The following is a 24023-nucleotide window of genomic DNA, read 5'->3' on the forward strand; positions in this document are numbered from 1 at the left end:
TTGCCAGGTGAGTCTCACGGTAGGTGCAAAAAGGGCGCCCGGCGCGTTTCGCGCCGGGCGCCCTTCGAGCCCTGCGGGCCCCGCACAGACGTGCCGGTCGGGGTCAGTCCTCGCTCGGCGCCGCCGGGAGCTTCGCCTGGATGAGGTCCATGACCGTCGAGTCGGTCAGCGTCGTCACGTCACCGAGCTGCCGGTTCTCGGCGACGTCGCGCAGCAGCCGGCGCATGATCTTGCCGGAGCGGGTCTTCGGGAGCTCCGCCACCGGCAGGACGCGCTTGGGCTTGGCGATCGGGCCGAGCGTCGCACCGACGTGGTTGCGCAGGTCGGCGATGAGGTTCTCGTCCTCGGCGTTCGCCGTGCCGCGCAGGATGACGAAGGCGACGATCGCCTGACCGGTCGTCTCGTCCGCCGCGCCGACCACGGCCGCCTCGGCGACCGCCGGGTGGGACACCAGCGCCGACTCCACCTCGGTCGTCGAGATGTTGTGCCCGGAGACGAGCATGACGTCGTCCACCCGGCCGAGCAGCCAGATGTCGCCGTCGTCGTCCTTCTTCGCACCGTCACCGGCGAAGTACTTGCCCTCGAACCGCGACCAGTACGTGTCCAGGAACCGCTGGTCGTCGCCCCAGATCGTGCGCAGCATCGACGGCCACGGCTCGGTCAGCACCAGGTAGCCGCCGCCGCCGTTCGGTACCTCGCCCGCTTCGTCGTCGACGACCGTCGCCGAGATGCCGGGCAGCGGGGTCTGCGCGGAACCGGGCTTGGTCGCGGTGACGCCCGGCAGCGGCGAGATCATCATCGCGCCGGTCTCGGTCTGCCACCAGGTGTCCACGATCGGCGTCCGGTCGGCGCCGATGTGCTTGCGGTACCAGATCCACGCCTCGGGGTTGATCGGCTCGCCGACCGACCCGAGCACCCGCAGGCTGCTCAAATCGAACTTCGCAGGGATGTCGTCGCCCCACTTCATGAACGTGCGGATCGCCGTGGGCGCCGTGTACAGGATCGTCACCCCGTACTTCTGCACGATCTCCCAGAACCGCCCCTGGTGCGGGGTGTCCGGGGTGCCCTCGTACATCACCTGGGTCGCGCCGTTGGCCAGCGGCCCGTACACGATGTACGAGTGGCCGGTCACCCAGCCCACGTCGGCCGTGCACCAGTACACGTCCGTCTCCGGCTTGAGGTCGAAGACCGCCCAGTGCGTGTACGACGCCTGGGTGAGGTAGCCGCCCGAGGTGTGCAGGATGCCCTTCGGCTTACCCGTCGTACCGGACGTGTAGAGGATGAACAGCGGGTGCTCGGCGTCGAAGGCCTCCGGCGTGTGCTCGGCCGGCTGCCGCTCGACGATCTCGTCCCACCACACGTCCCGCGACTCGTCCCAGGCCACTTCCTGCCCGGTGCGGCGCACGACCAGCACGTGCTCGACGTTGCCCGCCTTGGCGACCGCCTCGTCCACGGCCGGCTTCAGCGCGGACGGCTTGCCGCGCCGGTAGCCGCCGTCGGAGGTGATGACGACCCTGGCGTCCGCGTCCTGGATCCGGGTGGCCAGCGCGTCCGCCGAGAAGCCGCCGAAGACCACGGAGTGCGCGGCGCCGATCCGGGCGCAGGCGAGCATCGCGATCGCCGTCTCCGGGATCATCGGCATGTAGACCGCGACCCGGTCGCCCTTCTGGACTCCGAGCTCCAGCAGGGCGTTGGCCGCCTTGGAGACCTCGTCCTTCAACTCGGCGTAGGTGATCGCGCGGCTGTCGCCGGGCTCGCCCTCGAAGTGGATGGCGACCCGGTCACCGAGTCCGGCCTCCACGTGCCGGTCAACGCAGTTGTACGCGACGTTGAGCTCGCCGTCCTTGAACCACTTGGCGAACGGCGGGTTCGACCAGTCCAGCGTCTCGGTCGGCTCCTTGGCCCAGGTCAGGCGGCGGGCCTGCGCGGCCCAGAAGCCGAGCCTGTCAGCCTTGGCCTGCTCGTACGCCTCGGCCGTGACATTGGCTTTCTCGGCCAGGTCAGCGGGCGGCGCGAAGCGTCGCTCCTCCCTCAAGAGGTTGGCCAGGCTTTCGTTGCTCACGACATCTCCCTTTCGAAGGGTGTCCGTTGTGTCCCAGGCCACAGCTCATCAGACCTGGGGCCCCGGTGACAAGGGCCGCCGAATAATTGGTTTAGACCTATCAGCCCGCGGCGAAGCGGGGTGCGGCGGGGGCGGGGGTGCCGCGGCCGGGCCGCCGCCGGGCATGCCGAGCCTGCCAGGGTCCGGCGTGCCGGTGCACACCGACCCCGCCGATGCACACCGGCCCCGCCCACCCAGTCGGCCCAGCCGACCCTGCCGGTGCCGGCCGAGTGGCGCCGGCGAGCCCGGACATCCCCTCGCTCACGCCGGGCTCGGCAGCTCCTCCGTACCGAGCACCCCCTCGAACACCCCGCCCTCGCCGTCCGCATCGCCCCGGCGCAGCAGGTACGCCTGCGCCTCGCCCACATGGAAGTACATCCCGTGCAGCTCCAGCGCACCCGCCGCCAGCGCCCGCGCCACCGAGTCGTGCGCCCGCAGGTGCTCCAGCTGCTGGACCACGTTGGCCAGACACAACCGCTCCACCGTGTCCGCCGCCGCCCGCCCGGCCAGCCGGACCCCCGCTCCGCCCTCGTCGGCCAGCCGCGCCAGGCCCGGCAGCCCGTGCCGCAGCCACCGCCCGAGCGGGGTCGCCGCGCCCCCGGTCCCGGAGCCGAGCAGCGCCTGCATCGCGCCGCACCCGGAGTGCCCGCACACCGTGATGGACCGCACCTTCAGCACGTCCACCGCGTACTCGATCGCGGCCGCCACCGAGTCGTCCCCGTTCTCCTCACCCGGAAGAGGAACCAGGTTGCCCACGTTGCGGACCACGAACAGGTCACCGGGACCACTGGAGGTGATCATCGAGGTGACGAGCCGGGAGTCGGCGCAGGTGAGGAAGAGCTGAGAGGGCCGCTGCCCGTCGCGCGCCAGCCGGGCCAGCTCCTCCCGGACCAGGGGAGCGGTGTCGCGCTGGAACGCGCTGATCCCGCGGGCGAGTTCATGACCGCCGCCGGCGGATCTCCCGGGCCGGCGCCAGGGGCCGAGACCTGCACGCGGCCCGGGACCGTGACCCGCGTGCTGTCCGGGACCGTGACCCGCGCGCTGTCCGGGGCGGTGGCTGTCCCCCGGTCCGTGGCCGTACTCCGGTGAGCTGACGCCCGCGCGGCAGCCGGTCAGTTCGGCGGAGCCGCCCTGCGCGGTGTGCGCCCTGCGCCAGTCCCGCAGTGACTCGTACGCCGCGTGGTCCATGAACGAACCGTCCAACTCCACCACGACGTGAACGCCTTGGGGTACGAGATGCAGGACTCTGCTGAGCCGGGGCACCGCGAGGAACGTCAGCTGTCCTCTTACGTGTACGCGATGGACTCCTTCCTTCTCTTCGTGGGTGATGCGGGTGCGGGCAAGGCGGTGCAGGGCGAGGGCGACGGCCACGGCGACCCCGAGGACCACGCCCGCCAGGACGCCGAGGAGAACTACCCCGAGCGTGGTGACGGCGTACACCAGCACTTCGCGGTGGCGGGTCACCGTGCGGATGTGGTGCAGGGACACCATCTGGATGCCGACGGCCATCACCAGGGCGGCGAGCGAGGCGAGCGGGATGAGGTCCAGGACCGGGACCATCAGCAGCGCGGCGACTACTACGAAAACGCCGTGCAGCATCGTGGAGTTCCGGCTCAGGGCACCGGATTTCACATTCGCCGAACTGCGCACCGCGACCCCCGCGACCGGCAGCCCGCCGAGCGCCCCCGACACGATGTTGGCCGCACCCTGACCGAGCAGCTCCCGGTCCAGGTCGGAGCGGCCGATCCGGGACTGGGGTCCGGTACCGCCTGCCACCAGCTTGTCCACGGCGACCGCGCCCAGCAGCGACTGCACGCTGCACACCAGCGTGGTGGTCAGCACGGCGGCGGCGATGCCGAGCACCGGCCCCTCGGGCAACCCCGCCAGGGCATGGCTGCTCCAGGACGGCAGGTCGACCCGGGGCAGGGCGAGCCCGGTGAGCGAGGCCGCCGCGGTGGCACCGGCGACGGCGACCAGGGCGGCCGGGACCGTGCCCAGCAGGCGGCCCGCCCTGCCCGGGATCCGGGGCCAGCCCAGCAGCAGGGCCAGGGTCAGTGAGCTGACCGCCACCGCGGCCGGGTGCAGGTGGGCCAATTGGGCGGGCAGTGCCAGAACGTTGGCGAGGACCGAGCTCTGCGGGGTGCCACCGAGGACGATGTGCAGCTGGGCGACGGCGATGGTGACGCCGATGCCGGCGAGCATGCCGTGCACCACCGCCGGGCTGACGGCGAGCGCGGTGCGGGCCACGCGCAGGCAGCCCAGGCCCAGTTGGGCCAGCCCGGCGAGGACGGTGATGCCACAGGTGGCCCGCCAGCCGTACCGGTGGATCAGGTCGGCGGTGACCACCGTGAGTCCGGCCGCGGGGCCGCTGACCTGGAGCGGACAGCCGCCGAGCCGGCCGGCGACCAGTCCGCCGACGGCCGCCGCCACCAGGCCGGCCTGGAGCGGGGCACCCGTGGCGAGGGCGATGCCCAGGGACAGCGGGAGGGCAATCAGGAACACCGCGACGGACGCGGACAGGTCGGCGCCCGCCAGGGGGCGGCGACGTGGGGGCGGGGGCGGGTGGTGCGGCCGGTCAGTGCCGGTGACTGCGTGGGGAGTTGTGGCTCGGGCGGGGCCGAGGCTCTCGGGGTGGGCGGGTACGCAGGCTGATGACATGTTTCCCGTCTCCTCCGGGGCGGCGCGGTCGCGGATCTGGGCGGGATGAATCAACGTTCAGTAAATGAATCGTAATGCAGAGTAAAGGTCAGGCATGGATTTTCTGCGCAAATGGGGCACGCGTTCACCTCCATGGGTGAAGTGAGCAGTTCATCGGCTTGTCGTATTAATCCCTCTCTCGGTCCTATGCGATCTTGGCCGCGCTGTCGGCAGATATCCGGCACATCGCCATGAAACGCCGTCATCGGCGTTAGCCGAGAGAAGGAAGAAGGTGAGCGGAATTGGCCGCCACCCAGAGGATTGCGGTCGGTGCCGTGGCCGCCGCGGCCTGTGCCGCGTCGGTCGCCGGTTGTGCGACCGGTACCAGCTCCGAGCAAGGGGCACCCGGACCGCAGAAGGGAGCGCCGGCGCCCCAGAGCGTGGTCCGTCTGATCGGCGACGGGTCCACCGCGTACACCGGGGCGCAGCCGCATCTGCCCCGGCCCGAGCGGCTCAAGGCCGGCGAGAAGCCACCGCAGTTCGTGGTGTTCTCCTGGGACGGTTCGGGCGAGGACAGCCAGAAGCTGTTCTCGCACTTCCGCAAGGTCGCCAAGGAGAACAACGCGAACATGACGTTCTTCCTCAGCGGCGTCTACATGCTGCCCGAGGAGAAGCGCGACCTGTACCGGCCCCCGCAGCACTCGCCCGGCAGCTCCGAGATCGGCTTCAACGACGAGCAGGGCATCACCGACACGGTCAAACAGCTACGGCTGGCCTGGCTGGAGGGCAACGAGATCGGCACCCACTTCAACGGGCACTTCTGCGGCCCGGACGGCGGGGTCGGCGAGTGGTCGGTGGCCGAGTGGAAGAGCGAGATCGCCCAGGCCAAGCAGTTCGTGAAGACCTGGAAGACCAACACCGGCATGAAGGACGCCGCACCGCTGCCCTTCGACTACGACAAGGAGCTCATCGGCGCCCGTACCCCCTGCCTGGAGGGCCAGAAGAACTTCGTCAAAGCGGCGAGCCAGCTCGGCTTCCGCTACGACACCAGTGGCGTCAACAACCAGGTCTGGCCCAAGAAGAGGGAAGGGCTGTGGGACCTGTCGATGCAGCTCGTCCCCTTCCCCGGCCACACTTACGAGCAGCTGACCATGGACTACAACTTCATGGTCAACCAGTCCGGCACCTCGACCCAGGGCGACCCCGACAAGTACGACTACTGGGGCGACCAGATGCGCGACGGGCTGCTCCAGGGCTTCAACCGGGCCTACAACGGCAATCGCGCACCGCTCGTCATCGGCAATCACTTCGAGTCCTGGAACGGCGGCACCTACATGCGTGCCCTCGACGAGGTCGTCGCGGACGTCTGCAACAAGCCCGAGGTGCGCTGTGTCTCCTTCCATCAGCTGGCCGACTGGCTGGACGCCCAGGACCCGCAGGTCCTGGCGAGGCTGCGCACTCTGAACGTGGGCGAGGCCCCGCGGCAGGGCTGGGCGTCCTTCCTGTCCGGCCGTCCCGCCCCGGCGCCGAAGGGGGTGCCCGGGGCGCCGGCCGTCAAGCAGTAGGCGCCGAGCCGGGGCCAGCCGCCCGTCAGGCGGGGGCGGCCACTCCCTCGCCGAGCACGAAGCCGGGGTCGATCTGCGCCGCCAGGTCGACCCCGGTGCGCTCGTTGCCCCACGTCAGGGCGTTCTTCAGGTGGAAGTGGACCATCTGCCGGGTGTAGCGCTCCCAGTCCCGCAGCTGGTACGTCGCGTCGGTGGCCACCTGCAGGGCGCGCAGGGCACGGGAGTTGGGGTCCTCCAGGAGGTCGAACCGGGGCGGGCGGCCCTTCTCCATGGCGCGCACCCAGTCCGAGTGCCCGACCGTGACCAGCAGGTCGTCCCCGACCTCCGAGCGCAGGAAGTCGATGTCCTCCTGCCCCTGCACCTTGTTGCCCACGACCTTCAGGACGACGCCGAAGTCCCGGGCGTACTCCTTGTACTGGCGGTAGACGGAGACCCCCTTCCGGGTCGGCTCGGCGACGAGGAACGTGATGTCGAAGCGGGTGAACATGCCGGAGGCGAAGGAGTCCGAGCCCGCCGTCATGTCCACCACGACGTACTCGTCGGGGCCGTCCACGAGGTGGTTCAGGAACAGCTCCACCGCTCCCGTCTTGGAGTGGTAGCAGGAGACCCCCAGGTCCGCGTCAGTGAACGGCCCGGTGACCATCAAACGGACGGCGCCACCGTCGAGTTCCACCGGCCGCGCGCAGGCGTCGTACACCGGATTGGGCTCCCGCACCCGCACCAGCCGCGAACCCTCGCCGGGCGGGGTGGTCTTGATCATGGTCGCGGCGGAGGCGATGCGCGGGTTGTGGCCACGCAGGTAGTCCTTGATCAGGGAGAGCCGCTCGCCCATCGCGGGCAGTGCCTCCGCCTCCGTGTCGTCGAGGCCGAGCGCGGGGCCCAGGTGCTGGTTGATGTCGGCGTCGATGGCGACGACCGGCGCCCCGACGGCCGCGAGATGGCGGATGAACAGGGAGGAGAGCGTGGTCTTGCCGCTGCCGCCCTTCCCGACGAAAGCAATTTTCATGTTCACGAAGGGTAGTCGCACGGTGGCGGTGCGTGTCATGTGGAGTGAAGAAGACCACTCCTTCGTGGAGCCCCGGGGCGGGGTGCGTACTGTCGTACTCATGAGTACGACAGGTGCGACCGCCGATCCGCTCGCGGCCCTGGGCGCGCTGCCCGGGGTGGCCGAGTCCGTGGAGTCCGTGCGCAAGGCCGTGGACAGGGTCTACGGGCACCGGATCATGCGGCGCCGCAGCAACGCCGTCACCTCGGAGGCCGCACTGCGGGCCGCCCGGGGCAGTGCCGCACTGTCCGGCGCCGACTGGGCGCTGGAGGAGGTGCGGCGGCGCTCCGACTTCGGGGTGGACGGCGACGCGCGCGTGGTCGGCGCGGCCTTGCGGCTGACCGCGGAGGCGGGCCAGCTGCTGTCCATCTGGCGGCAGTCGCCGCTGCGGGTGCTGGCCCGGCTGCACCTCGTGGCGGCCGCGACGGGCGGCGACGAGGTCGGCCGGCCGCGCCGGGCCGGCGAGGGCGTCGACGAGCCGCTGGTGGAAGTGGGGCTGCCGGACGCCGACGAGGTGTCGGCACGCCTTGAGGGGCTCGCCGAACTCGTCGTCGCGGGCAGTGCGGCGCCCGCGCTGGTGACGGCCGCCGTGGTGCACGGCGAACTGCTCGCGCTGCGGCCCTTCACCTCCTGCAACGGGCTGGTCGCCCGCGCGGCCGAGCGGATCGTGCTGATCGGCAGCGGCCTCGACCCCAAGGCGATCTGCCCCGCCGAGGTGGGCCACGCCGAACTGGGCCGCGCCTCCTATCTGGCGGCCCTGGACGGCTATGTCTCCGGCACTCCGGAAGGGATGGCGGCCTGGATCGCGCACTGCGGGCGCGCCGTCGAACTCGGCGTCCGCGAGTCGACGGCGGTGTGCGAGGCGCTGCAGCGCGGGGCGGCGTAGGCGTCGTCCGAAACGCCGCGGGGCTCGGGGCTTCGAAGGCCTCGGGAAAGGGTTGCGGCGGTACGAGGGCTCGTACCGCCGCTGGCAAGGTCACCGGGTTACCAAGCGTCCTCGATGTGTCGCCCATCAGGTCGGGAACTTCTGCCCGTCACCTGGTGCGGCTGGCCCGTAATCGACGGGTCGACGTCGCGTGGGTGCCCAGTGTCCATGCTCGGTCCGTGGGGCCAAATGCGTATTAAAGGTGATCCTCTCGGATGTCCTTTGGTCTCGCGGGCCGCTAACCCCTTTGTACTGCAAGCCCGGAGCAAGCGGAACCCCTGCCCACAGTTCTTTACTTTTAGGTTCAAAGGCGAACGAAAGGGGCGTCGATAGGCCGAACGGGTGAAGAATGCCGGGGCGGCCGGTTCAGGCGACCGTGCTCCGGCGCCGGCTCGCGTACCAGACCAGGCCCGCGGTGGCGGCCGCCGCTCCTATGGCCGCCGCGGCGACCAGGGCCGGGCGCGGAGGTGTGGAGATCCGCTGCTTGAGCCGCACCGGCCGGTGGAAGTCCAGGATCGGCCAGCCGCGGGCGAGGGCCTCGCGGCGCAGTGCGCGGTCCGGGTTCACGGCGTGCGGATGTCCGACGGCCTGGAGCATCGGCAGGTCGGTCGCCGAGTCGCTGTACGCGAAGCTGCGGTCCAGGTCGTACCCCTCGGAGGCGGCCAGCTCCCGGACGGCCTCCGCCTTGGTCGGCCCGTACGCGTAGTACTCCACCTCGCCGGTGAAGCAGCCGTCGTCGCCGACGACCATGCGGGTGGCCACCACCCGGTCGGCGCCGAGGAGTTCGCCGATCGGCTCGACCACCTCGGCGCCCGAGGTGGAGACGATGACGACGTCCCGGCCGGACTTGTGGTGCTCCTCGATGAGGGAGGCTGCCTCGTCGTAGATGATCGGGTCGATCAGGTCGTGCAGGGTCTCGGCGACGATCTCCTTGACCTGCTGGACATTCCAGCCACGGACGAGGCCGGACAGGTATGCGCGGGTGCGCTCCATCTGGTCGTGGTCCATACCGCCGACCAGGAAGACGAACTGGGAGTACGCGTTGCGCAGCGCCGCCCTGCGGTTGATCAGACCGCCTTGGTAGAACGACTTGCTGAAGGTGAGCGTGCTCGACTTCGCAATGACCGTCTTGTCCAGGTCAAAGAAGGCCGCTGTGCGGGGCAAGGAGTGGCTTTCCACGCCCCCGAGCATAGGCGCCCACCATTCGGCGTAAGGTGGGGCGCGTGGGTTTGCCTGAGAGGGCTCTCGGGTACACCATGGAAGTCACGGATCGTTCGCGACCGTGCTAACCCGGTCCGGCTCCTCCCCCCCCGAGTCGGCCGTGGAGACGACCCCCACTCTCCCCCCCGGTGGGGGTCGTCGCATGTCCGGGTGGGTTTTCCTCCTCTGTCGCGGGCCGTCAGGCTCAGTTCGGGCGGCTGCGGCCGCCCTTCTCGCATGCCCATGATCCGTCACGGTGGGTAGTCGTGACGCTGCGCTGTGGAAGTCGCACAGGCCCCAGAACGGGGCTCACCGGTATGGGTGACGGCGATATTCACAACCATCGAGTTGTCCACAGTTATGGAGCAAGATCCACAAGATTTCCGGGTTCGCTGCACCGTGATTCCAACGCGCTCCGGCGGCGGCGAGTTCATGGCCGGTTCCGTTTGTCGGGCGCCAATGGCCGGTTTCTGTCGGCCGTGCATATGGAGGCCCGCTTGCCGGTTCTCCGCACGTTTGTGAATCGCGTGGCCGCAGGGGCCATGCGGGAGAACGCAGCCAAGGGGGAAGCTCACGTGGCCGGAACCGTCACCCACGACCCGCCGTCCGCCGCCTCGGGACGGCCCGGACGCCCGATGATCGTCACCGAGGACGCCGAACTCCTCGACGACCTGTTGCGCCTGTGCGCCGCGGCAGGTGCCAAACCGGAGGTCCACCACGGCCCGCCGGACCGCGGCGGCGGCTGGGAGTCCGCCCCGCTCGTCCTGGTCGGCGACGACGCCGCCCGGCGGGTGCGCGGGGCCACGCGCCGGCGCGGGGTGGTCCTCGTTGGCCTCGACCAGGACGACCCGGATGTGTGGAAACGGGCCGTGGAGATCGGCGCCGACCACGTCCTGATGCTGCCCGACGGCGAGCAGTGGCTCGTGGACCGGATCGCCGACGTCGTCGAGGGCGTGGGCCGCCCGGCCCTCACCGTCGGCGTCATCGGCGGCCGGGGCGGGGCCGGCGCCTCCACGCTGGCCTGCGCGCTCGCCGTCACCTCCGCGCGGGAGGGACTGCGCACCCTGCTCGTGGACGCGGATCCGCTGGGCGGCGGAATCGACGTACTCCTCGGCGGCGAGACCGCCGAGGGCCTGCGCTGGCCGGCTTTCGCCGCCTCGCGCGGCCGGCTCGGCAGTGGCGCCCTGGAGGAGTCGCTGCCCGAACTGCACTCGCTGCGGATCCTCAGCTGGGACCGCGGCGACTGCGTGGCGATCCCGCCGCCCGCCGTCCGGGCAGTCCTCGCCGCCGCCCGGCGGCGCGGCGGCACGGTCGTCGTCGACCTGCCGCGCCGCCTGGACGACGAGGTCGCCGAGGTCCTCACCCAGCTCGACCTCGCCGTCCTGGTGGTCCCCGCCGAACTCCGCGCCGTCGCCGCGGCCGGCCGGGTGGCGGCCACCGTCGGCATGGTCGTGCGCGACCTCAGGGTCGCGGTACGGGGGCCGTACGCGCCGGGCCTGGACGACCGCGAGGTGGCCCGGCTGCTCGGACTGCCGCTGGCCGGCGAGGTACCGGCCGAACCAGGCCTGACCCGCCCCGACCGGAAACCGCCGGGGTCCGCCGCACGCGGACCGCTGGCCCGCTTCTGCAAGGGCTTCTGGGAGCGCACGCTGGTCGAGGCAGGCGGTGTCGCATGAGGCCCGGCACCGCGGGCGCGGACGGCCCGGCCCTGCTCGACGGAGTACGGCGCTGGCTCGCCGAGAGCGGCGCCGAACCGACGCCCGCGCGGGTGGCACAGGCACTGCGTGCCCAGGGGCGGGTCCTCGGCGACGCCGAAGTCCTCGGCGCGGCCGAGCGACTGCGCTCCGAACTGGTCGGCAGCGGCCCTCTGGAGCCGCTGCTCGCCGACCCCGCGGTCACCGACGTCCTGGTGACCGCCCCGGACCGGGTCTGGGTGGACCGCGGCGGCGGCCTGGAACTGACCCCGGTCGCCTTCCCGGACGCGGCGGCGGTGCGCCGCCTCGCGCAGCGGCTGGCCGCGGTGGCCGGCCGGCGCCTTGACGACGCGCGTCCCTGGGCGGACGCCCGGCTGCCCGACGGCACCCGCCTGCACGCGGTCCTGCCCCCGGTGGCCGTCGGGTGCACCTGCCTGTCCCTGCGGGTGGTCCGCCCGCGGGCGTTCACCCTCGACGAGCTGGTCGCGGCCGGGACCGTGCCCCCGGGCGGCGACCGGATCCTGCGGGCGCTCCTCGCGGCCCGGCTGTCCTTCCTGGTCAGCGGTGGTACGGGCACGGGCAAGACGACCCTCCTGAGCGCCCTTCTGGGGCTCGTCGGCCCGGGCGAGCGGATCGTGCTCGCCGAGGACTCGGCGGAGCTCAGGCCCGAACACCCGCACGTCGTACGGCTGGAGACCAGACCCGCCAACCAGGAGGGCGCCGGCCTCGTCACCCTGGAGGACCTGGTCCGGCAGGCCCTGCGGATGCGGCCCGACCGGCTCGTCGTCGGCGAGGTCCGCGGGCCCGAGGTGGTCCATCTGCTGGCCGCGCTCAACACCGGCCACGAGGGCGGGTGGCGCGATAACCGTACAAGAGAAGGGCGCGGGTGCTGGGCCGAACGCCAGGACGGCCGACTGGGCGTGTAAACGGCGAACGCCCCCGGGATGTACCCGAGGGCATTGCTTCGGCCGTTCAGCGGCCGGTCAGCGGTCAGCGACGACCGCCGCGCAACCGCCGCACCAGTCCTGCGGGCGACGCCGGGCCTCCCACGCGTCGCGGTGGGTCGGGTGGAAGTAGTGCTCGTCGTGGGTCACGCAGAGCGCCATCCACTTGTCGGCGGCGTCGATCAGGCCGTACTCCGCGCAGTTCACGGATGCCGTGAGCGCACCGGTAGAACGGACGACCGCCGCCCAGCGAGCGCCGGGGATCGAGGCGGCGTCGGCGTTCTTGTCGGAGGCGAACAGCTTCGTCGTACCCGCCGCCTTCGTGACGCGGGGCTTGCGGCCCTTCTTCGCCTTCCGCTTGGCCTTCGGCTTCGCAGCCGGGACCGGCGCGGGAGCGATCGGCGCCGTGAGCTCAGGTGCGCGGCGTGCGCAATTTCCGCACGTGGCACCGGTGGCGACCGGCTCCCCGTACACGCCCTGCTTGCCACAAGCGGTCCATCCGGATGCCAGGACGACGTGCACAGCCGCGCCCTTGCCCATCGTGCGGTGCTGGTGGTTCGTGTTCATCGGTTCCCCTCCGCAGTCGATCGGCTCCGCTCTGTTGCGGTGCCGAGGTCGATGATCAGACGCTGCTCCCAGCGATCTCAAGGCTGTGACCTGCGGAAACGCAGAAAGGCCCCGCAGCCGGTAAGGGCTACGGGGCGTTTCGGGGAGTGGTCAGATGCGGTTCGTGCCCAGGAGGGCTTCGCTCAATGCGCGGGCGGCGGCACTGTCCAGGGGTCCATCGCTCGGGCCGTTGTCGATGAGCTTCGCGGCGACAGCGATCACCTTGCCGAGTGCCGTCGTCACCGGCTCCAGGAACACAGCCCGTTCGGCGTCGCCGATCGCCTCGCCCGCTTCGAGGATCGTCGTCACGACCGCGTGAAGCGCGGCGGCAGCTTCGACGTCGGCGGTGTCGGCGACCCGGTCCAGCGGGGAGCCCGGCTGGGTGATCACGAACACGTTCTTGCCCGTTAGCGGGTCGGTGCCCAGCAGACGCGGCGGGATACGCTCGCTCATGTCGACTCCTTGTCAGTCGGCCACCCCCCGGGACGGTTGCCGCCGTCGCCGGGGTCCTTGCTCGATACAGCCTAGGGCACTGTGCACACTGTGCACAGCCCGCACAGTGTGCTAGCGAACGCGCGGCGTGCACACAGAGCGCGGACCCTGGGCACATGGAGTACGAGTGGGCACGTGTGGCGCGCGAGATTGAGCGTCGGATCACGTCCGGGGAGATCCCGCCCGGCGGACGGCTGGAGAACGAGCGGGAGCTTGCCGACGTGTACAGCGTGAGCGCCGGGACGGTGCGGCGGGCGGTGCGTGACCTGCGCGAGCGGGGCCTCGTCGTGACGCTGCCCGCGAAGGGGACGTACGTCGCGGAGCCCCCGAGCAGCGACCCGGCTGCCGACGGCGTGTAAACGCCCTACGCGGCGAGTGCGGCTTGGATGCGCTGCGCGCGACGCTGCCCGACGGCGAGTTCGGCTTGCAGCATGCGCAGCGGGGGAGTGCGGCCGATCCGGTCGGCGAGTGCTTGCGCAGCGGGCAGCAGCTCGTCGGCGTCGTCCGGCGCATTCGCGGGATGCGCGGGAGCGGGGCGAGCCGGCTGCGGGTCGGCCGGTACGGGTACGGGCACTGCTGGCCGCTGAACGGACGCAGGGACCGGGGCCGGTGTCGTGGTCGGCACGTCGGCCGCTGACGCGTCCTCGGGGCCGCTGTGGGTTGTGAGGGCGTGGACCCTCCACAAGACCAGCGGGGCGATCGCCGACACCGCCACGACCACCGGCACGGATACCGGAAGCAGCCCGGATGCGATCAGGTGCGCGACCGCATTCACGGCGATGAGCGCAACGACGACGGCGGGTACGTCGCGCTTGCTGGCGAATGCGCGGAGGGCGTAGATGTCTAGCGCCGCCGGGACGCAAGCAGCGAGCCACGGGCCGAAGCCGACGGCGAGTGCGAGTCCGTACTCGGCGGATGCGGTGCCGACGAGCGCGGCGAGCAGGGCGGCGGCGCCGAGGTAATCACGCCGCATGCGGGTGGTGTCAGCCAAGGTCAACCGCCTTGAGCCGTTCGGTCAGGGAAGCCACACGGGCCTCTCGCGCAGCGGTGGTCGGCCTGTCGTCGGTCTCAGCGTTGCCGATCACCCATCGGTTCCGGGCCATGCCTGAAGCCGTGAGACCCAACGACTCGCCGATCTGCTTGACCTGTGCCCAGAGCGTCGAGTGCGAGTTGGGGAGCTCGGCACGAGCCAGGACGCGGACGTACGACGCGACCTCGAACTCCAGGTGACCGGCTTCCCACCCGACGCCCTGTGGGAGATCCCACAACGTCGACCACAGCTCCGACTCACGGTCGGAGGGGTCGATGAGCGGGAACGTCGGCGGCTCGCCGGTGCGGCCGTCGGCGGGGAGGGTGAGCCACCCCTGGGCATCGGCCTTCGCCTTGTGCGACCGGCCGGTGCTCGACGGCGTTGGACCGGAGCGGGTTCGCGGGCCTCCTCTGACCATGGGGCACTCCTTCTGTTACGTGTGGTGAGCGATCGGGTTTTTAGAACTGGGCGCGCCTCCGAAACCCCTCCCCCGCGCGTTGAGCCCCCGGTCGATCAAGAGGCCTAGCCCAGGTAGGGGTAGCCCTCAGTGACCGAAAGACTCACGAGCCGTCTTGCGGCCATGACACGGAGCGCACAGCGCCTGCCAGTTGGTCTCGTCGAAGCCCCGTGGGCCCTGGATACCGAGCCCGTCGATGTGGTCGACGACCTTCGCGGGCGGCGCGGCGATCGCGGGCTGGTGGCTTGAGTCTTCACACCACGGGTGCTCGCGGAGGTAAGAACGGCTGGCACGCAGCCAGCGCGCCTGGTCAGTCGAGCTGCCGTCGTTGTGGCTATCGCGGTACCTCACCCCGGTAGACCTGTACCGAGCGTGCGCCCGGCACTTACCCCGCCATGTGCGACACGGGCACCCATCCACCGGGCACACCTGCAGCGATGCACGCGCACCCTTGGGCCTCGGGCCTGGCTCACACGGGCACTCGGCGCGGGTGCGGCCCGTGGTCTTCCGGGGCTTGGGTTCGGGCTTGGGTGGCTGCGGTACAACACCAGGCACCACACCGCGCCAGTCGCCGTCGACGGGGATCACCATTCCGGTAGCGAGGAAGCCCGCAGCAGCCTCGTCGGGGATGTCGAACTCGTCACCGGCGCGATAGATGGTGCCTTGGTAGTCCAGTTGATGGAACGTGCCGACACGGACGCGCACTACTGGCCATCCCGGAAGCGCTGTACGTCGTCGTCGTGCTCCCAGCTCCTCGGCTCGCCGTTGTACAGCGCGGCGGCCCGCTCGCTCGTGGACATGTCGGCCCACTCCCGCTGCGTGATGCCGGGCGGCGGGTAGTCGAGGGGTGACGGGTCGGTCATGTGTACTCCTTGGGTTGGGCGCCGACGGGGGCGGCAGCGATCGGCCACCGCCCCGAGCCGGCTCGTGGGCTACGCAACGTCGTCGGCGTATTCGGCCTGGCCCTTGTCGACGAGTGCGGCGGCGTGGGTCGCGTCGATCTCGATCTCCTGGCCGTTCGTCTTCGACCGGATGACCCGCTTCGGCTCCGCGACGACGCGGCCGTAGCTCTCATCGATGGCGACCACCTCGGCAGCGCCACGAGCAATCGGACGGTCATAGATGTCGACGGCCTCGTGACCGTCGAAGGTGACCGGCGTAGCGGCGGGCAGTTCCTGGTAGTCCGTCCGCAGTCCCAGTCGCGACCAGTCGACGACCCAGGCGCGCAGCTGCAGGGCAGCGCCGTAGGACTGCCGGGCCTCGTCAGCGGCCCGCTGAGCGTCGATGTACGCCGACGCGGCAGCGGACACGCGCGCTTCGATGGCGGCCTCGATCGCGGGCAGTTCGCGGCGGACAGCGGAAGCCAGGGCGGCGTCGGTGCGCCGGACCTCAGCGGCGAGGGCCTTCAGGGCGCCGAGGATGCGTGGGCGCTGCCGCTGGGCGTCCTCCAGGTGGGACGGCTCGTCGAGCGGGTCACGACCGGCAGCCACGGCGGCAGCACCGGCGGCCTCGTCCTTCGCGATGGCACGGGCTTCCCAGCCGTCGTGGATGACGTCGACGTGCTGGTCCTCATAGTCGACGAACTTCTCGTGCGCGGCCTCGCGGGCGTCGAGGAGCTTGTGCAGAGTTTTGGGGAGGAACTGACGGGGCGGGACGCCGGTCGTGTCGGCGTAGATCTCGGACATGCGGGGTCTCCTTCGGGGTGCGTGTAAACGGGGTCAGCGGAGGCGGCCGAGCAGCCCGTCGAGTCGGCCTTCGGCCTTGGCGCGGAGGATCTCTTCCGGCGTCATGCCGTCCAGGTCTTCGCGGGTGAGCTGCTGGTCGAGGCGGTCGACATCAGCGGCGAGGTCAGCGTCAGACATGTGGCTTCCTTTGGGGGTGCGTGTAGACGGGGTCAGGCCAGCGCGAGGCCGAGGACGTACGTGCCTCGTCGGCCGTCGTGGACGGTCTTGCGCACCGTCCATCCAGCAGCGCGAAGGATGCGGACCATCGCGCCGAGGGGAACGGTCGCCAGCTGGCGGCGGCTGAGCTCGGTATTCACAGCCCACAGGACGCGGACGACGTTCTCGGCTTCGCTTGGGCGGGAGTCGATGACATCGGGCAGGACGTCAGCGAGCCGGGCGGCGTGCAGCTCGTCGCCGGGACGCAGGTGCTTCGGGTTCACGGGGGCTCCAGGCATGGCGAAGGGGCGCGCTGCGCGGTCAGCAGCACGCCCCCGGGGTGGTTGGGCGTATTCGGTTGTCGGCGTGCGTCAGACGGTCAGCAGCACGAGGGCGACGTACAGCAGGAGCGACGAGCCAGCGATCCAGCGGCACATGGCGATCAGGTCGGCGCGGGTCATCGTGGGCATGGGCGGGTCCCTTCTTCGAGGCGGGGAGGGGATTACGCGGGCGGTGGAGCGGCGGTGGAACAGGTGGAACGGGAACACCACCCGCTGAAAGACTTTTCCTAAGCGCTACTGGATAGATCCAATAGTTTTGTCTTCGAGGTGTTCCAGGTGTTCCAAGGACCAGAGAACCCAAGTCCTGCAAAGGAAAATCGTGGAACACCACCTCCGGCGGACGTGTTCCAAGCGTGTTCCACCTGTTCCACCCCGGCGTCAGGCCGCGCGGGCAGCCACTCGCACGCCGCGCAGACCGCGACCCTTTTTGCCGAGCTGGTCGCCGCGATCGCCGTCGTATCGTCGCTCATTCACCGGCGTTACCGCGTCGCCGAGGCGTTCCGTCAGAGCCCGCACCAGCGTTCCCGAGTCCTTGAACGTGGCGTGCTTGCCTTCGTCCTCGGCCCACTGCATGTACGCGGCCCAAATCATTGAAGTCCGCGTCGTCGCTACCGGGTCCACCGTGATGACGTCGGCGATGAACTCGGCGACGGGGTCGGACTCCTCGCGGTATTCGGCGATGGCTTCGGTCACGGACGCGGGCTCGTTCAGCCCGTCGGCGTACCACGCTGCCGCACCGCGCACGAGCCACGCCAAGATGCCGGGGTACTCCTCGCGGAGCGTGTCCTCCAGGTGCGGGTCCTTGTTGTCGCCTTCGAAGCGCTGGAGGAATGGCAGCACCTTGATCCGGCGCCACGTGCCGCCGTCCATGTCGCGGACGACCGGCTTGTAGTTCGTCGCGAGCAGGATCAGCGCCTCCGGCTTGAACGCGAACGGGTCGCGGTACTTCGGGTTGACGTTGATCTCCTCGCCGCCGGTGGCGTTCTTGATCGCGGCGGTGTCCAGCTCGGCGGTTCGGTTGGTCTCCGACGCCAGTGCGAGCCGCGCGCCGAGCAGCAGTTCCGCGTCCGGTCCGGACCGGCCCTTGCCGGTCTTGGTGAACATGTCGAACGGGACCGTCGCCGCGTGCGGTCCGGCGATGTTGCGGAGAGCCGTCAGCAGCGTGGACTTTCCGTTAGCGCCCGACGGGCCGAACAGCACCGCGAAGCACTGCTCCTTGACGTGGCCGGTCAGCCCGTACCCCAGCAGCCGCTGGACGTAGCCGGGCAGCTCGGGGTCGTGCGCGAACACCTCGGAGATGAACCGCTCCCAGCGCGGGCACTCGGCGTCGGCGTCGTACGGGACCCGTACCGCCTTCGTCAACCGCAGCGCCGGATCACCGGGCAGCAGCTCGCCGGTGCGGAGCTCGATGACGCCGTTCGGTGCGGCGACCAGGTCCGGGTGCTCATCCCACCCGTGCGTCTCGGTGGTCGCGACCTCCGGCAGCCCTGCGAGCATCGCAACGACCGCGTCTCGCTTGGTCTTTGAGCCGAGGATCTGCGACCGGCGCTGGTCCTTCTCGTTGCTCCGCAGGTCCCGCATCATCGACTGGACTTCGGATGCGACCTTGTCGCCGCGCGGGTCGACGGTCCACACGGCGTCGCCGGGCCGGTAGTACCGCCAGCCAAGGGCTCGGTTGAACACGACATTCCCGCCGAAGGCGTTCTTCCAGGCGTACTCGGCCAGGTCGTCGTCGGCGTGCATCCCGACGTCTTCGGTCGGAGTCGAGCCGGTGAGCTGAGAGAAGATGTCCTGCAGCTGTTCGAGGGTGAAGGTCTGGGGCGTGCTCATCCAGCGACCCCGGCGGCAGTCAGGACCTTGGTGATCTCGCCGAGCCGGCTGACCTTGGCGGCGTGGGTGCGGCGCGCACGGGCGCTGTACGGCTCCACGGCGACCTCACGACGCAGCCGGTCGCGGACGTTCCGCAGGACGAGCAGCTTGGCCGTGACGCGGTCGGCCTGTTCGTCGGCGATGTCCGCCGGGCTGCACAGCTCGTACTGCGGGAGGCCGGTCACGTCTTCGAGCTTCAGGTGCTCCGGCAGCGTCCGCGCCGACGTATCGCAGTGCGGGACACGGAAGCCGTACGGCTCCCCGTGCGTGTGCTGGCGGTCGCAGTACGGGCACTCGATGACGAGTTCATACGTGGTCCGGCCGTTGGGCTCGGTGTACGGAACGCGGTGCGCGGCTATGCGCGGGTGGAATGTGTCAGGCATGTAGTGCTCCTTGAAGTTGTGCCCGAGGCGGACGGGCATTCAGATGCGGCGAGACCACTTGCGGATCGTGGGCATGGACAGCTCAGCGACGGGCTGGATTGCCTCCAGCGTCCATCCGGCGATTTCGCGAACGTCGGGCATGATCGCCCTCAGCTCTTCGTCGATTTCGCGCAGCCGCGCTCGGTGCTCCCGGCGCTGTCGAGCCAGGTGATTGAACCGGCTTTCGATTTCAGACGGTGCCATCGGATTCCTTCCGGCAGTCGGAGTTGCAAAGCGAGACCAAAAGCGGAAGGGCTCCGGCACGCGAACGCGCCGAAGCCCTTGAGACCCGCCTCGGTCACCAGAAAGGAGACGGAGTTCAACCCAACGCGTCCTCGGCGGGTACACCGTCATCCCGAGCAACGCCGAAGGGTCGAGCCCCCTCACATGAGAAGTGGGCCACGGTGCTCAACCTCGACTGCACTTCCCCCTCACATGAGAAGTGCGCCACGGTGCTCACGGCCCCAGGAACGCACGAGGGCGGCGCCCCGGGGTCATCGCCCGAGACGCCGCCTGTCGGCCGTCAGTGGTGCCGTCAGTCCGCCAGGTCGACGTGCAGTGCGGCCACCTCCGCCTCCGCCGGGTCGAGGCCACGCAGCCACGCCGGGCCGTCGAAGTTGACCGTCACCCGCGACGGGTCGAACCGCTTCGGTGCGCCCGGGGTCGCCGGACGGATCACCACCCGCGTCCCGAGGTCGGCCAGCAGCGCCCGGCGGCCTTCGTCGTCGCGCTTCGCCCACTCCTCCGCGACCGTCCCGCCCGCGTCCACCCACCGGCCGACAGCGTGCTGGGCCTCGGCCTGGAGCTCGGCCTGCCGCTTCTCCAGCGCCGTGAGCTGACCGATGGCCACCCGCGCCGCTGCGCCGTTCGGGTCGAGTGCCGACAGGTTCCCGGCGAGCCGTTCGATGGACGTCGTCACTTCGGCGAGCTGAAGCACGGCCGACCCGTCGGGCTCGGCCCAGCGCATGCGGGCGAAGCCGCCGAAGCGCCGGAGGTAATCCTCAGTGACGAGGGCTTCGAGGTAATGCGCGGTGATGACGTTGGGCCGGTGGATGCCGCGCTTGCCGACGCCGTTCCTGCAGACGTAAGGCGAGTAGTCGACGCCCTTGACGTTCCGACGCTGCTTGTACAGCGGGCCGTCGCACTCGGAGCAGCGAGCGATGTGGAGCAGGACGGACTTCCCGGATCGGTCGGTGCCGCGACCCTTGGCCTTCTCGTCTAGCGCCGCGCGGACGGCCGCGTGTGTATCGGCGTCGAGGATCGCCGGACCGGCGGACACCGGGCTGCCGTCGGCGTCGAGCACGGGCTGATTGGTCAGCGCGCCGCGCTTGGTACCGGGTGTGGCTTGGACGAGCCACCCGCGTACGGCAGGCGTGTACAGCACGTCGCGGAGCGTCGTCGTGTGCCAGCGGGTGCCTCGGAGCTTTCGACCGGCACGCTCGCGGGCGTGGTCGGCGGGCGGGAGGATGCCGCGCTTGTTCAGGTCGCGGGCGAGGGAAGCGATGGGCTCGCCGTCGTGCACCAGTCGCCGGGCGCACTCGCGGATGATGGCGGCGGCGGACTCGTCGACCTCCCACCGCTTGGCGTTGACCGGGCCGACGACTGTGTAGCCGTACGGCGGGAGCCCGCCGAGGTGGTTGCCCTTGGAGCGGTGGTGCTCCTTCGACGCGGTGATGCGCGCCTTGATCATGTCCCGCTCGTACTCGGCGAACGAGGCGAGGACGTTCACGATCAGCCGGGACGTCTCCGGGGCGAGCACGCCGTCCGCCGTGACGACGGTGGTGCTGGTGGCTTCGGCGGCCTTCAGGAGCCGCTGGAACTCCAGGACCGACCTGGCGTACCGGTCGAGCTTGGCGGCGATGACGAAGTCGGCCCGGGGGAGCCAGGCCAGCACCTCACGCATACCCGAGCGGTCTTCGAGCCGGGTCGCGCCGGAGATGTTGTGGTCGGTCGCGACGTGGACGACGGTCCACCCGCGCTGCTCGGCGTACCGGCGGCACTCGGCTATGCGGTGGTCGGGTGCCTCGTCGGCGAACAGGCGGGATAGGCGGTCGTAGATCACGACGGTTGGCATGGGTGGCCCCTTCTCTCGTAAGAGTGGTGAAACGGGGCCACTCGCCCGTGCACGGTTTGCGAGGCACGCGGGAGGGTGCGGCACCGTGCACGCCAACGCGGCCGCGGACGTGCCGGCCCGCCTGGAGGCCCTCGGCACGGCCGCCGGGCTCGACCGGGCCGCCCTGCACAGCCAGCTCGCCGCCGCGCTGTCGGTGGTCCTGCACCTGGTGCGGGACCGCGCGGGCCGACGGCGGATCGCCGAGGTGCACGTCCTGGAGCGGGACGCCTCCGGGCTGGTGCGGACGGTACCGGCGCTGCGCTGGAACGCGGCGGCGTTCGCGCGGGAGCAGGGGTGGGAGCGGTTGCGCGGGCTGCTGCGGAGTGACGTGGGTGAGCCGTGAGCGCCGGCCTGAAGTGACGTCAGCGATTGATGAGCCGAACGCGATCCGTGAGGTGAGAGCGATCCATGAGCCGAAAGAGGTGTGTGTGATGGGTGAGACGACGTTCGGTGCGGCCGTGGTGTGCGGTGGGGTCATGGCCTGGCTGCTGGCCGAGCGGCACCGTGAGGTACGGCGGACGCGGCTGCTGCTCGCCGGCGGCGGGGTGGTGACCACCGGGCCGCCCTCCTGGGAACGGGCGGTCGGGGAACTCCGGCAGTTGCGCGGCCGTTGGCGGGGTGAGTGGTGGGCCCTGGCCGTAGGCGTGGCCCTGGCGTTCCTCGCCGCCTCGGTCCTGCCGGTGCTCGCAGGGGCGGCCGGGGTGCCGGCGCTGCGCCGGGTGCGGCTGGCGCGCCAGGCGCGACGGACCCGGCAGACGCGCGCCGACGCGGTGATCGCGCTGTGCGGGGCGCTCGCCGGTGAGGTGCGCGCGGGACGGCAGCCGGGTGAGGCGCTGTTGCGGGCCGCACGGGACTCCGGCGGGCTCGGTGAGGCCCGGCCGGCGGTGGTGGCGGCGGCGCGCTTCGGCGGGGACGTACCGGCGGCGCTGGCGATGGCGGCACGGCAGCCCGGCGCCGACGGCCTGCTGGGGCTCGCGGCCTGCTGGCGGGTGGCGGTCGACCAGGGGGCCGGACTCGCGGCCGGCCTCGACCGCCTGGACGCCGCTTTGCGGGCCGAACGCGACCAACGTGCCGATCTGCGCGCCCAGTTGTCGGGCGCCCGGGCCACCGCGGTGATGCTCGCCGCGCTGCCCGCTCTCGGCCTCCTGCTCGGCTCGGCCATGGGCGCCGACCCGCTGCGGGTGCTGCTGCACACCGGGGCGGGCCTGGGCTGCCTGGCAGTCGGCGCGGTGTTCGAGGGCGCCGGGATGTGGTGGGCGACCCGGATCGTGCGGGGAGCTGAGGCGGCGTGACCGCGGACGTTGTCCACAGGCTGGGGGTGACGGTCGGGGTGCTGGCGGCCCTGGGCTGGTCTGCCTGGCGGCTGGAGCGGGCCAGGCGCAGGCGCTGGGCCCGGCGCAAGGTGGCCGAACTGCTCGGCCTGGAAAGGCTGGAGCAGGCGGAGAGGCACTCCGCCGTCGGCGGTGCCGTCCGCGGGTGGCTGCCGGTCGTCGGGGTGGTGTGCGGCGGCTGGGTGCTGCTCGGCGGGGTCGCCGGGGCGCTGCTGGGGCTGGGCGTCGCGGCGGGGCTGTGGCGGTGGCGGCGCCGGGCCGGCGACGGGGACCGGACGGCCGAGGCGGAGGCTGCCGAGGCCGCGCGCCAACTCCCGCTCGCCGCCGACCTCCTGGCGGCCTGCATCGCCGCCGGGGCCGGTCCGGTGCTCGCCGCCCAGGCCGTCGGAGAGGCACTCGGCGGACCGGTCGGGGAGGGGCTGGCGCGAGGCGCGGCCGAGGTGCGGCTGGGCGGCGAACCGGCGTCCGCCTGGCGGCGGTTGGCCGGACTGCCCGGCGCCGCCGCCCTGGCCCGGCTGCTGGAACGCGCGGACGAGTCAGGCATGCCGGCTGCCGCGCCCGTCGCCCGGCTCGCCTCGGACGCCCGCGCCGAGTGGGCGAGGAGCGCCACCGCGCGGGCACGACGGGCGGCCGTGCTGATCTCGGCGCCGGTGGGGCTCTGCTTTCTGCCCGCGTTCATCGCGGTGGGCGTACTCCCCGTGGTGATCGGACTGGCGGGCGGGGTGCTGCGAGGGGGTGGTGGATGAGGGGGCACGGCAACCGGGTCGCGGACCCGAACTGAAGTCAGATCCATCAGATCCGAGCGAGTCAAAGGGAGTCGAAATGCGTGAGATGTACTGGAAGATGTGGAAGCTGGTGCGCCGGGACGCCGGGATGGTCACCTCCGAGTACGCGATGGGGATCATCGCGGCCGTCGGGTTCGCGGCGGTCCTCTACGCCGTCGTGACGAGCGGTCAGGTCAGCGCGGAGCTCCAGGCCATTGTGAAACGAGCCCTCAGTGCGCGGATGTGAGCGGAGGCGCGGGGCGGACCGGGGGTTCGTGACCGCGGAGGCGGCCGTGGTGCTGCCGGTGCTGGTGGCGTTCACGATGGCGCTGGTGTGGGGGCTGCTCGTGGTGGCCGCCCAGATCCGGTGCGTGGACGCCGCCCGCACCGGGGCGCGGGCCGCCGCGCGGCAGGACGCCGAGGACGCGGTGATCGCGGTGACGAAGGCAGCGGCGCCGGACGGGGCGACGGTGACGGTGGGCCGGGAGGGTGACGTGGTGCGGGTGACGGTGGCGGCGAGACCGCCGGTGCTGGGCGCGTTGCCGTTCGAGGTGCGGGAGTCGGCGGTGGCACTCGCGGAGGGGCCGTGAGGGGGCGTGCGGTGGTC

The 24023-nt window shown here is 71.3% G+C and carries 25 protein-coding genes and 1 pseudogene; 10 read left to right on the forward strand and 16 right to left on the reverse strand.

All coding sequences use genetic code 11. The features are described 5' to 3' along the window. Positions 1–103: 103 nt before the first annotated feature. Positions 104–2062 carry an acetate--CoA ligase gene (gene acs, locus ACFY0K_RS33560; protein WP_390642967.1) on the reverse strand — a complete coding sequence of 653 codons (1959 nt, stop codon included), beginning with the start codon at positions 2060–2062 and terminating at the stop codon, positions 104–106. 300 nt (positions 2063–2362) lie between these two features. After that, positions 2363–4759 (reverse strand): SulP family inorganic anion transporter, encoded by a 2397-nt coding sequence (locus tag ACFY0K_RS33565; protein ID WP_390642968.1) that lies wholly within the window; start codon positions 4757–4759, stop codon positions 2363–2365. Between the two features lie 281 nt (positions 4760–5040). Between ACFY0K_RS33565 and ACFY0K_RS33570 the strand changes: the two genes are divergently transcribed. Next, positions 5041–6303 carry a hypothetical protein gene (locus ACFY0K_RS33570; RefSeq protein WP_351960869.1) on the forward strand — a complete coding sequence of 421 codons (1263 nt, stop codon included), beginning with the start codon at positions 5041–5043 and terminating at the stop codon, positions 6301–6303. 25 nt (positions 6304–6328) lie between these two features. On the opposite strand, the gene ACFY0K_RS33575 is transcribed toward ACFY0K_RS33570, so the two are convergent. After that, complete coding sequence (locus tag ACFY0K_RS33575; protein WP_390642969.1) at positions 6329–7309, reverse strand: ATP-binding protein; 981 nt, start codon at positions 7307–7309, stop codon at positions 6329–6331. Positions 7310–7409: 100 nt separating this feature from the next. Between ACFY0K_RS33575 and ACFY0K_RS33580 the strand changes: the two genes are divergently transcribed. Continuing rightward, a complete protein-coding gene (locus ACFY0K_RS33580; RefSeq protein ID WP_390642970.1) occupies positions 7410–8234 on the forward strand; it encodes an oxidoreductase in 825 nt (274 codons plus the stop codon). A gap of 405 nt (positions 8235–8639) precedes the next feature. On the opposite strand, the gene ACFY0K_RS33585 is transcribed toward ACFY0K_RS33580, so the two are convergent. Continuing rightward, positions 8640–9464, reverse strand: a complete 825-nt coding sequence (locus ACFY0K_RS33585) for an HAD family hydrolase (RefSeq protein ID WP_390642971.1) — start codon at positions 9462–9464, stop codon at positions 8640–8642. Positions 9465–10048: 584 nt separating this feature from the next. On the opposite strand from ACFY0K_RS33585, the gene ssd reads away from it, so the two are divergent. Further along, on the forward strand, positions 10049–11149 hold the full coding sequence (ssd, locus tag ACFY0K_RS33590) for a septum site-determining protein Ssd (protein WP_351960873.1): 1101 nt from the start codon (positions 10049–10051) through the stop codon (positions 11147–11149). Beyond that, positions 11146–12021 (forward strand): annotated as a pseudogene (locus ACFY0K_RS33595) (TadA family conjugal transfer-associated ATPase); the annotation flags it as partial. The gene ssd and the pseudogene ACFY0K_RS33595, both read left to right, overlap by 4 nt. Positions 12022–12150: 129 nt before the next feature. On the opposite strand, the gene ACFY0K_RS33600 reads toward ACFY0K_RS33595, so the two are convergent. Both ACFY0K_RS33600 and ACFY0K_RS33605 read right to left on the reverse strand, forming a co-directional pair. Then, on the reverse strand, positions 12151–12678 hold the full coding sequence (locus ACFY0K_RS33600) for a hypothetical protein (RefSeq protein WP_390642972.1): 528 nt from the start codon (positions 12676–12678) through the stop codon (positions 12151–12153). A 150-nt stretch (positions 12679–12828) separates the two neighbouring features. After that, on the reverse strand, positions 12829–13170 hold the full coding sequence (locus ACFY0K_RS33605; RefSeq protein WP_390642973.1) for a hypothetical protein: 342 nt from the start codon (positions 13168–13170) through the stop codon (positions 12829–12831). 155 nt (positions 13171–13325) lie between these two features. Here ACFY0K_RS33605 and ACFY0K_RS33610 point away from each other — a divergent pair, with 155 nt between their 5' ends. After that, complete coding sequence (locus tag ACFY0K_RS33610) at positions 13326–13568, forward strand: GntR family transcriptional regulator (protein WP_390642974.1); 243 nt, start codon at positions 13326–13328, stop codon at positions 13566–13568. Positions 13569–13573: 5 nt separating this feature from the next. Here ACFY0K_RS33610 and ACFY0K_RS33615 read toward each other — a convergent pair whose 3' ends face one another. The 10 genes from ACFY0K_RS33615 to ACFY0K_RS33660 all read right to left on the reverse strand — a co-directional run bounded on the left by ACFY0K_RS33615 (position 13574) and on the right by ACFY0K_RS33660 (position 21282). Beyond that, complete coding sequence (locus ACFY0K_RS33615) at positions 13574–14200, reverse strand: hypothetical protein (RefSeq protein ID WP_390642975.1); 627 nt, start codon at positions 14198–14200, stop codon at positions 13574–13576. Continuing rightward, the gene (locus ACFY0K_RS33620) at positions 14193–14657 is read right to left on the reverse strand and encodes a hypothetical protein (RefSeq protein ID WP_390642976.1); all 465 of its coding nucleotides are present in this window, start codon (positions 14655–14657) and stop codon (positions 14193–14195) included. Before ACFY0K_RS33620 ends, ACFY0K_RS33615 begins: the two co-directional genes overlap by 8 nt. 743 nt (positions 14658–15400) lie before the next feature. After that, positions 15401–15559 (reverse strand): hypothetical protein, encoded by a 159-nt coding sequence (locus ACFY0K_RS33625; RefSeq protein WP_390642977.1) that lies wholly within the window; start codon positions 15557–15559, stop codon positions 15401–15403. Between the two features lie 69 nt (positions 15560–15628). Continuing rightward, positions 15629–16381 carry a hypothetical protein gene (locus ACFY0K_RS33630; RefSeq protein WP_390642978.1) on the reverse strand — a complete coding sequence of 251 codons (753 nt, stop codon included), beginning with the start codon at positions 16379–16381 and terminating at the stop codon, positions 15629–15631. Between the two features lie 33 nt (positions 16382–16414). Continuing rightward, positions 16415–16558 carry a hypothetical protein gene (locus ACFY0K_RS33635; RefSeq protein ID WP_390642979.1) on the reverse strand — a complete coding sequence of 48 codons (144 nt, stop codon included), beginning with the start codon at positions 16556–16558 and terminating at the stop codon, positions 16415–16417. 32 nt (positions 16559–16590) lie between these two features. Next, a complete protein-coding gene (locus tag ACFY0K_RS33640) occupies positions 16591–16860 on the reverse strand; it encodes a hypothetical protein (protein WP_390642980.1) in 270 nt (89 codons plus the stop codon). A gap of 435 nt (positions 16861–17295) precedes the next feature. Beyond that, complete coding sequence (locus ACFY0K_RS33645; protein WP_390642981.1) at positions 17296–18747, reverse strand: phage/plasmid primase, P4 family; 1452 nt, start codon at positions 18745–18747, stop codon at positions 17296–17298. Further along, positions 18744–19169, reverse strand: a complete 426-nt coding sequence (locus ACFY0K_RS33650; RefSeq protein ID WP_390642982.1) for a hypothetical protein — start codon at positions 19167–19169, stop codon at positions 18744–18746. Before ACFY0K_RS33650 ends, ACFY0K_RS33645 begins: the two co-directional genes overlap by 4 nt. Positions 19170–19208: 39 nt before the next feature. After that, positions 19209–19412, reverse strand: a complete 204-nt coding sequence (locus ACFY0K_RS33655; protein ID WP_390642983.1) for a hypothetical protein — start codon at positions 19410–19412, stop codon at positions 19209–19211. A gap of 331 nt (positions 19413–19743) precedes the next feature. Continuing rightward, positions 19744–21282: a recombinase family protein gene (locus ACFY0K_RS33660; RefSeq protein WP_390642984.1), complete on the reverse strand. Its 1539-nt coding sequence runs from the start codon at positions 21280–21282 to the stop codon at positions 19744–19746. Between ACFY0K_RS33660 and ACFY0K_RS33665 the strand changes: the two genes are divergently transcribed. The 5 genes from ACFY0K_RS33665 (at position 21281) to ACFY0K_RS33685 (ending at position 24006) form a co-directional block, all read left to right on the forward strand. Next, a complete protein-coding gene (locus ACFY0K_RS33665; protein WP_390642985.1) occupies positions 21281–21664 on the forward strand; it encodes an ATPase, T2SS/T4P/T4SS family in 384 nt (127 codons plus the stop codon). The two genes, ACFY0K_RS33660 and ACFY0K_RS33665, sit on opposite strands and share 2 nt — an antisense overlap. A gap of 88 nt (positions 21665–21752) precedes the next feature. Continuing rightward, positions 21753–22613: a type II secretion system F family protein gene (locus tag ACFY0K_RS33670; protein WP_390642986.1), complete on the forward strand. Its 861-nt coding sequence runs from the start codon at positions 21753–21755 to the stop codon at positions 22611–22613. Further along, entirely contained in the window at positions 22610–23398 is a 789-nt protein-coding gene (locus ACFY0K_RS33675; protein WP_390642987.1) for a type II secretion system F family protein, read from the forward strand. Before ACFY0K_RS33670 ends, ACFY0K_RS33675 begins: the two co-directional genes overlap by 4 nt. 76 nt (positions 23399–23474) lie before the next feature. Next, entirely contained in the window at positions 23475–23663 is a 189-nt protein-coding gene (locus tag ACFY0K_RS33680; protein WP_093500124.1) for a DUF4244 domain-containing protein, read from the forward strand. Between the two features lie 28 nt (positions 23664–23691). Further along, a complete protein-coding gene (locus ACFY0K_RS33685) occupies positions 23692–24006 on the forward strand; it encodes a TadE family type IV pilus minor pilin (protein ID WP_390642988.1) in 315 nt (104 codons plus the stop codon). Positions 24007–24023: the final 17 nt, after the last annotated feature.

The sequence above is a fragment of the Streptomyces sp. NPDC001507 genome (assembly GCF_042894765.1).
In the GTDB taxonomy this organism is placed as follows: Bacteria; Actinomycetota; Actinomycetes; order Streptomycetales; family Streptomycetaceae; genus Streptomyces.

Coding starts and splice junctions, on each gene's coding strand:
- ACFY0K_RS33565 (WP_390642968.1), bottom strand. CDS start 4,759: ATGTCATCAGCCTGCGTACCCGCCCACCCCGAGAGCCTCGGCCCCGCC.
- ACFY0K_RS33575 (WP_390642969.1), bottom strand. CDS start 7,309: ATGAAAATTGCTTTCGTCGGGAAGGGCGGCAGCGGCAAGACCACGCTC.
- ACFY0K_RS33580 (WP_390642970.1), top strand. CDS start 7,410: ATGAGTACGACAGGTGCGACCGCCGATCCGCTCGCGGCCCTGGGCGCG.
- ACFY0K_RS33585 (WP_390642971.1), bottom strand. CDS start 9,464: ATGCTCGGGGGCGTGGAAAGCCACTCCTTGCCCCGCACAGCGGCCTTC.
- ACFY0K_RS33600 (WP_390642972.1), bottom strand. CDS start 12,678: ATGAACACGAACCACCAGCACCGCACGATGGGCAAGGGCGCGGCTGTG.
- ACFY0K_RS33605 (WP_390642973.1), bottom strand. CDS start 13,170: ATGAGCGAGCGTATCCCGCCGCGTCTGCTGGGCACCGACCCGCTAACG.
- ACFY0K_RS33610 (WP_390642974.1), top strand. CDS start 13,326: ATGGAGTACGAGTGGGCACGTGTGGCGCGCGAGATTGAGCGTCGGATC.
- ACFY0K_RS33620 (WP_390642976.1), bottom strand. CDS start 14,657: ATGGTCAGAGGAGGCCCGCGAACCCGCTCCGGTCCAACGCCGTCGAGC.
- ACFY0K_RS33625 (WP_390642977.1), bottom strand. CDS start 15,559: ATGACCGACCCGTCACCCCTCGACTACCCGCCGCCCGGCATCACGCAG.
- ACFY0K_RS33630 (WP_390642978.1), bottom strand. CDS start 16,381: ATGTCCGAGATCTACGCCGACACGACCGGCGTCCCGCCCCGTCAGTTC.
- ACFY0K_RS33635 (WP_390642979.1), bottom strand. CDS start 16,558: ATGTCTGACGCTGACCTCGCCGCTGATGTCGACCGCCTCGACCAGCAG.
- ACFY0K_RS33645 (WP_390642981.1), bottom strand. CDS start 18,747: ATGAGCACGCCCCAGACCTTCACCCTCGAACAGCTGCAGGACATCTTC.
- ACFY0K_RS33650 (WP_390642982.1), bottom strand. CDS start 19,169: ATGCCTGACACATTCCACCCGCGCATAGCCGCGCACCGCGTTCCGTAC.
- ACFY0K_RS33655 (WP_390642983.1), bottom strand. CDS start 19,412: ATGGCACCGTCTGAAATCGAAAGCCGGTTCAATCACCTGGCTCGACAG.
- ACFY0K_RS33665 (WP_390642985.1), top strand. CDS start 21,281: ATGGGTGGCCCCTTCTCTCGTAAGAGTGGTGAAACGGGGCCACTCGCC.
- ACFY0K_RS33660 (WP_390642984.1), bottom strand. CDS start 21,282: ATGCCAACCGTCGTGATCTACGACCGCCTATCCCGCCTGTTCGCCGAC.
- ACFY0K_RS33670 (WP_390642986.1), top strand. CDS start 21,753: ATGGGTGAGACGACGTTCGGTGCGGCCGTGGTGTGCGGTGGGGTCATG.
- ACFY0K_RS33680 (WP_093500124.1), top strand. CDS start 23,475: ATGCGTGAGATGTACTGGAAGATGTGGAAGCTGGTGCGCCGGGACGCC.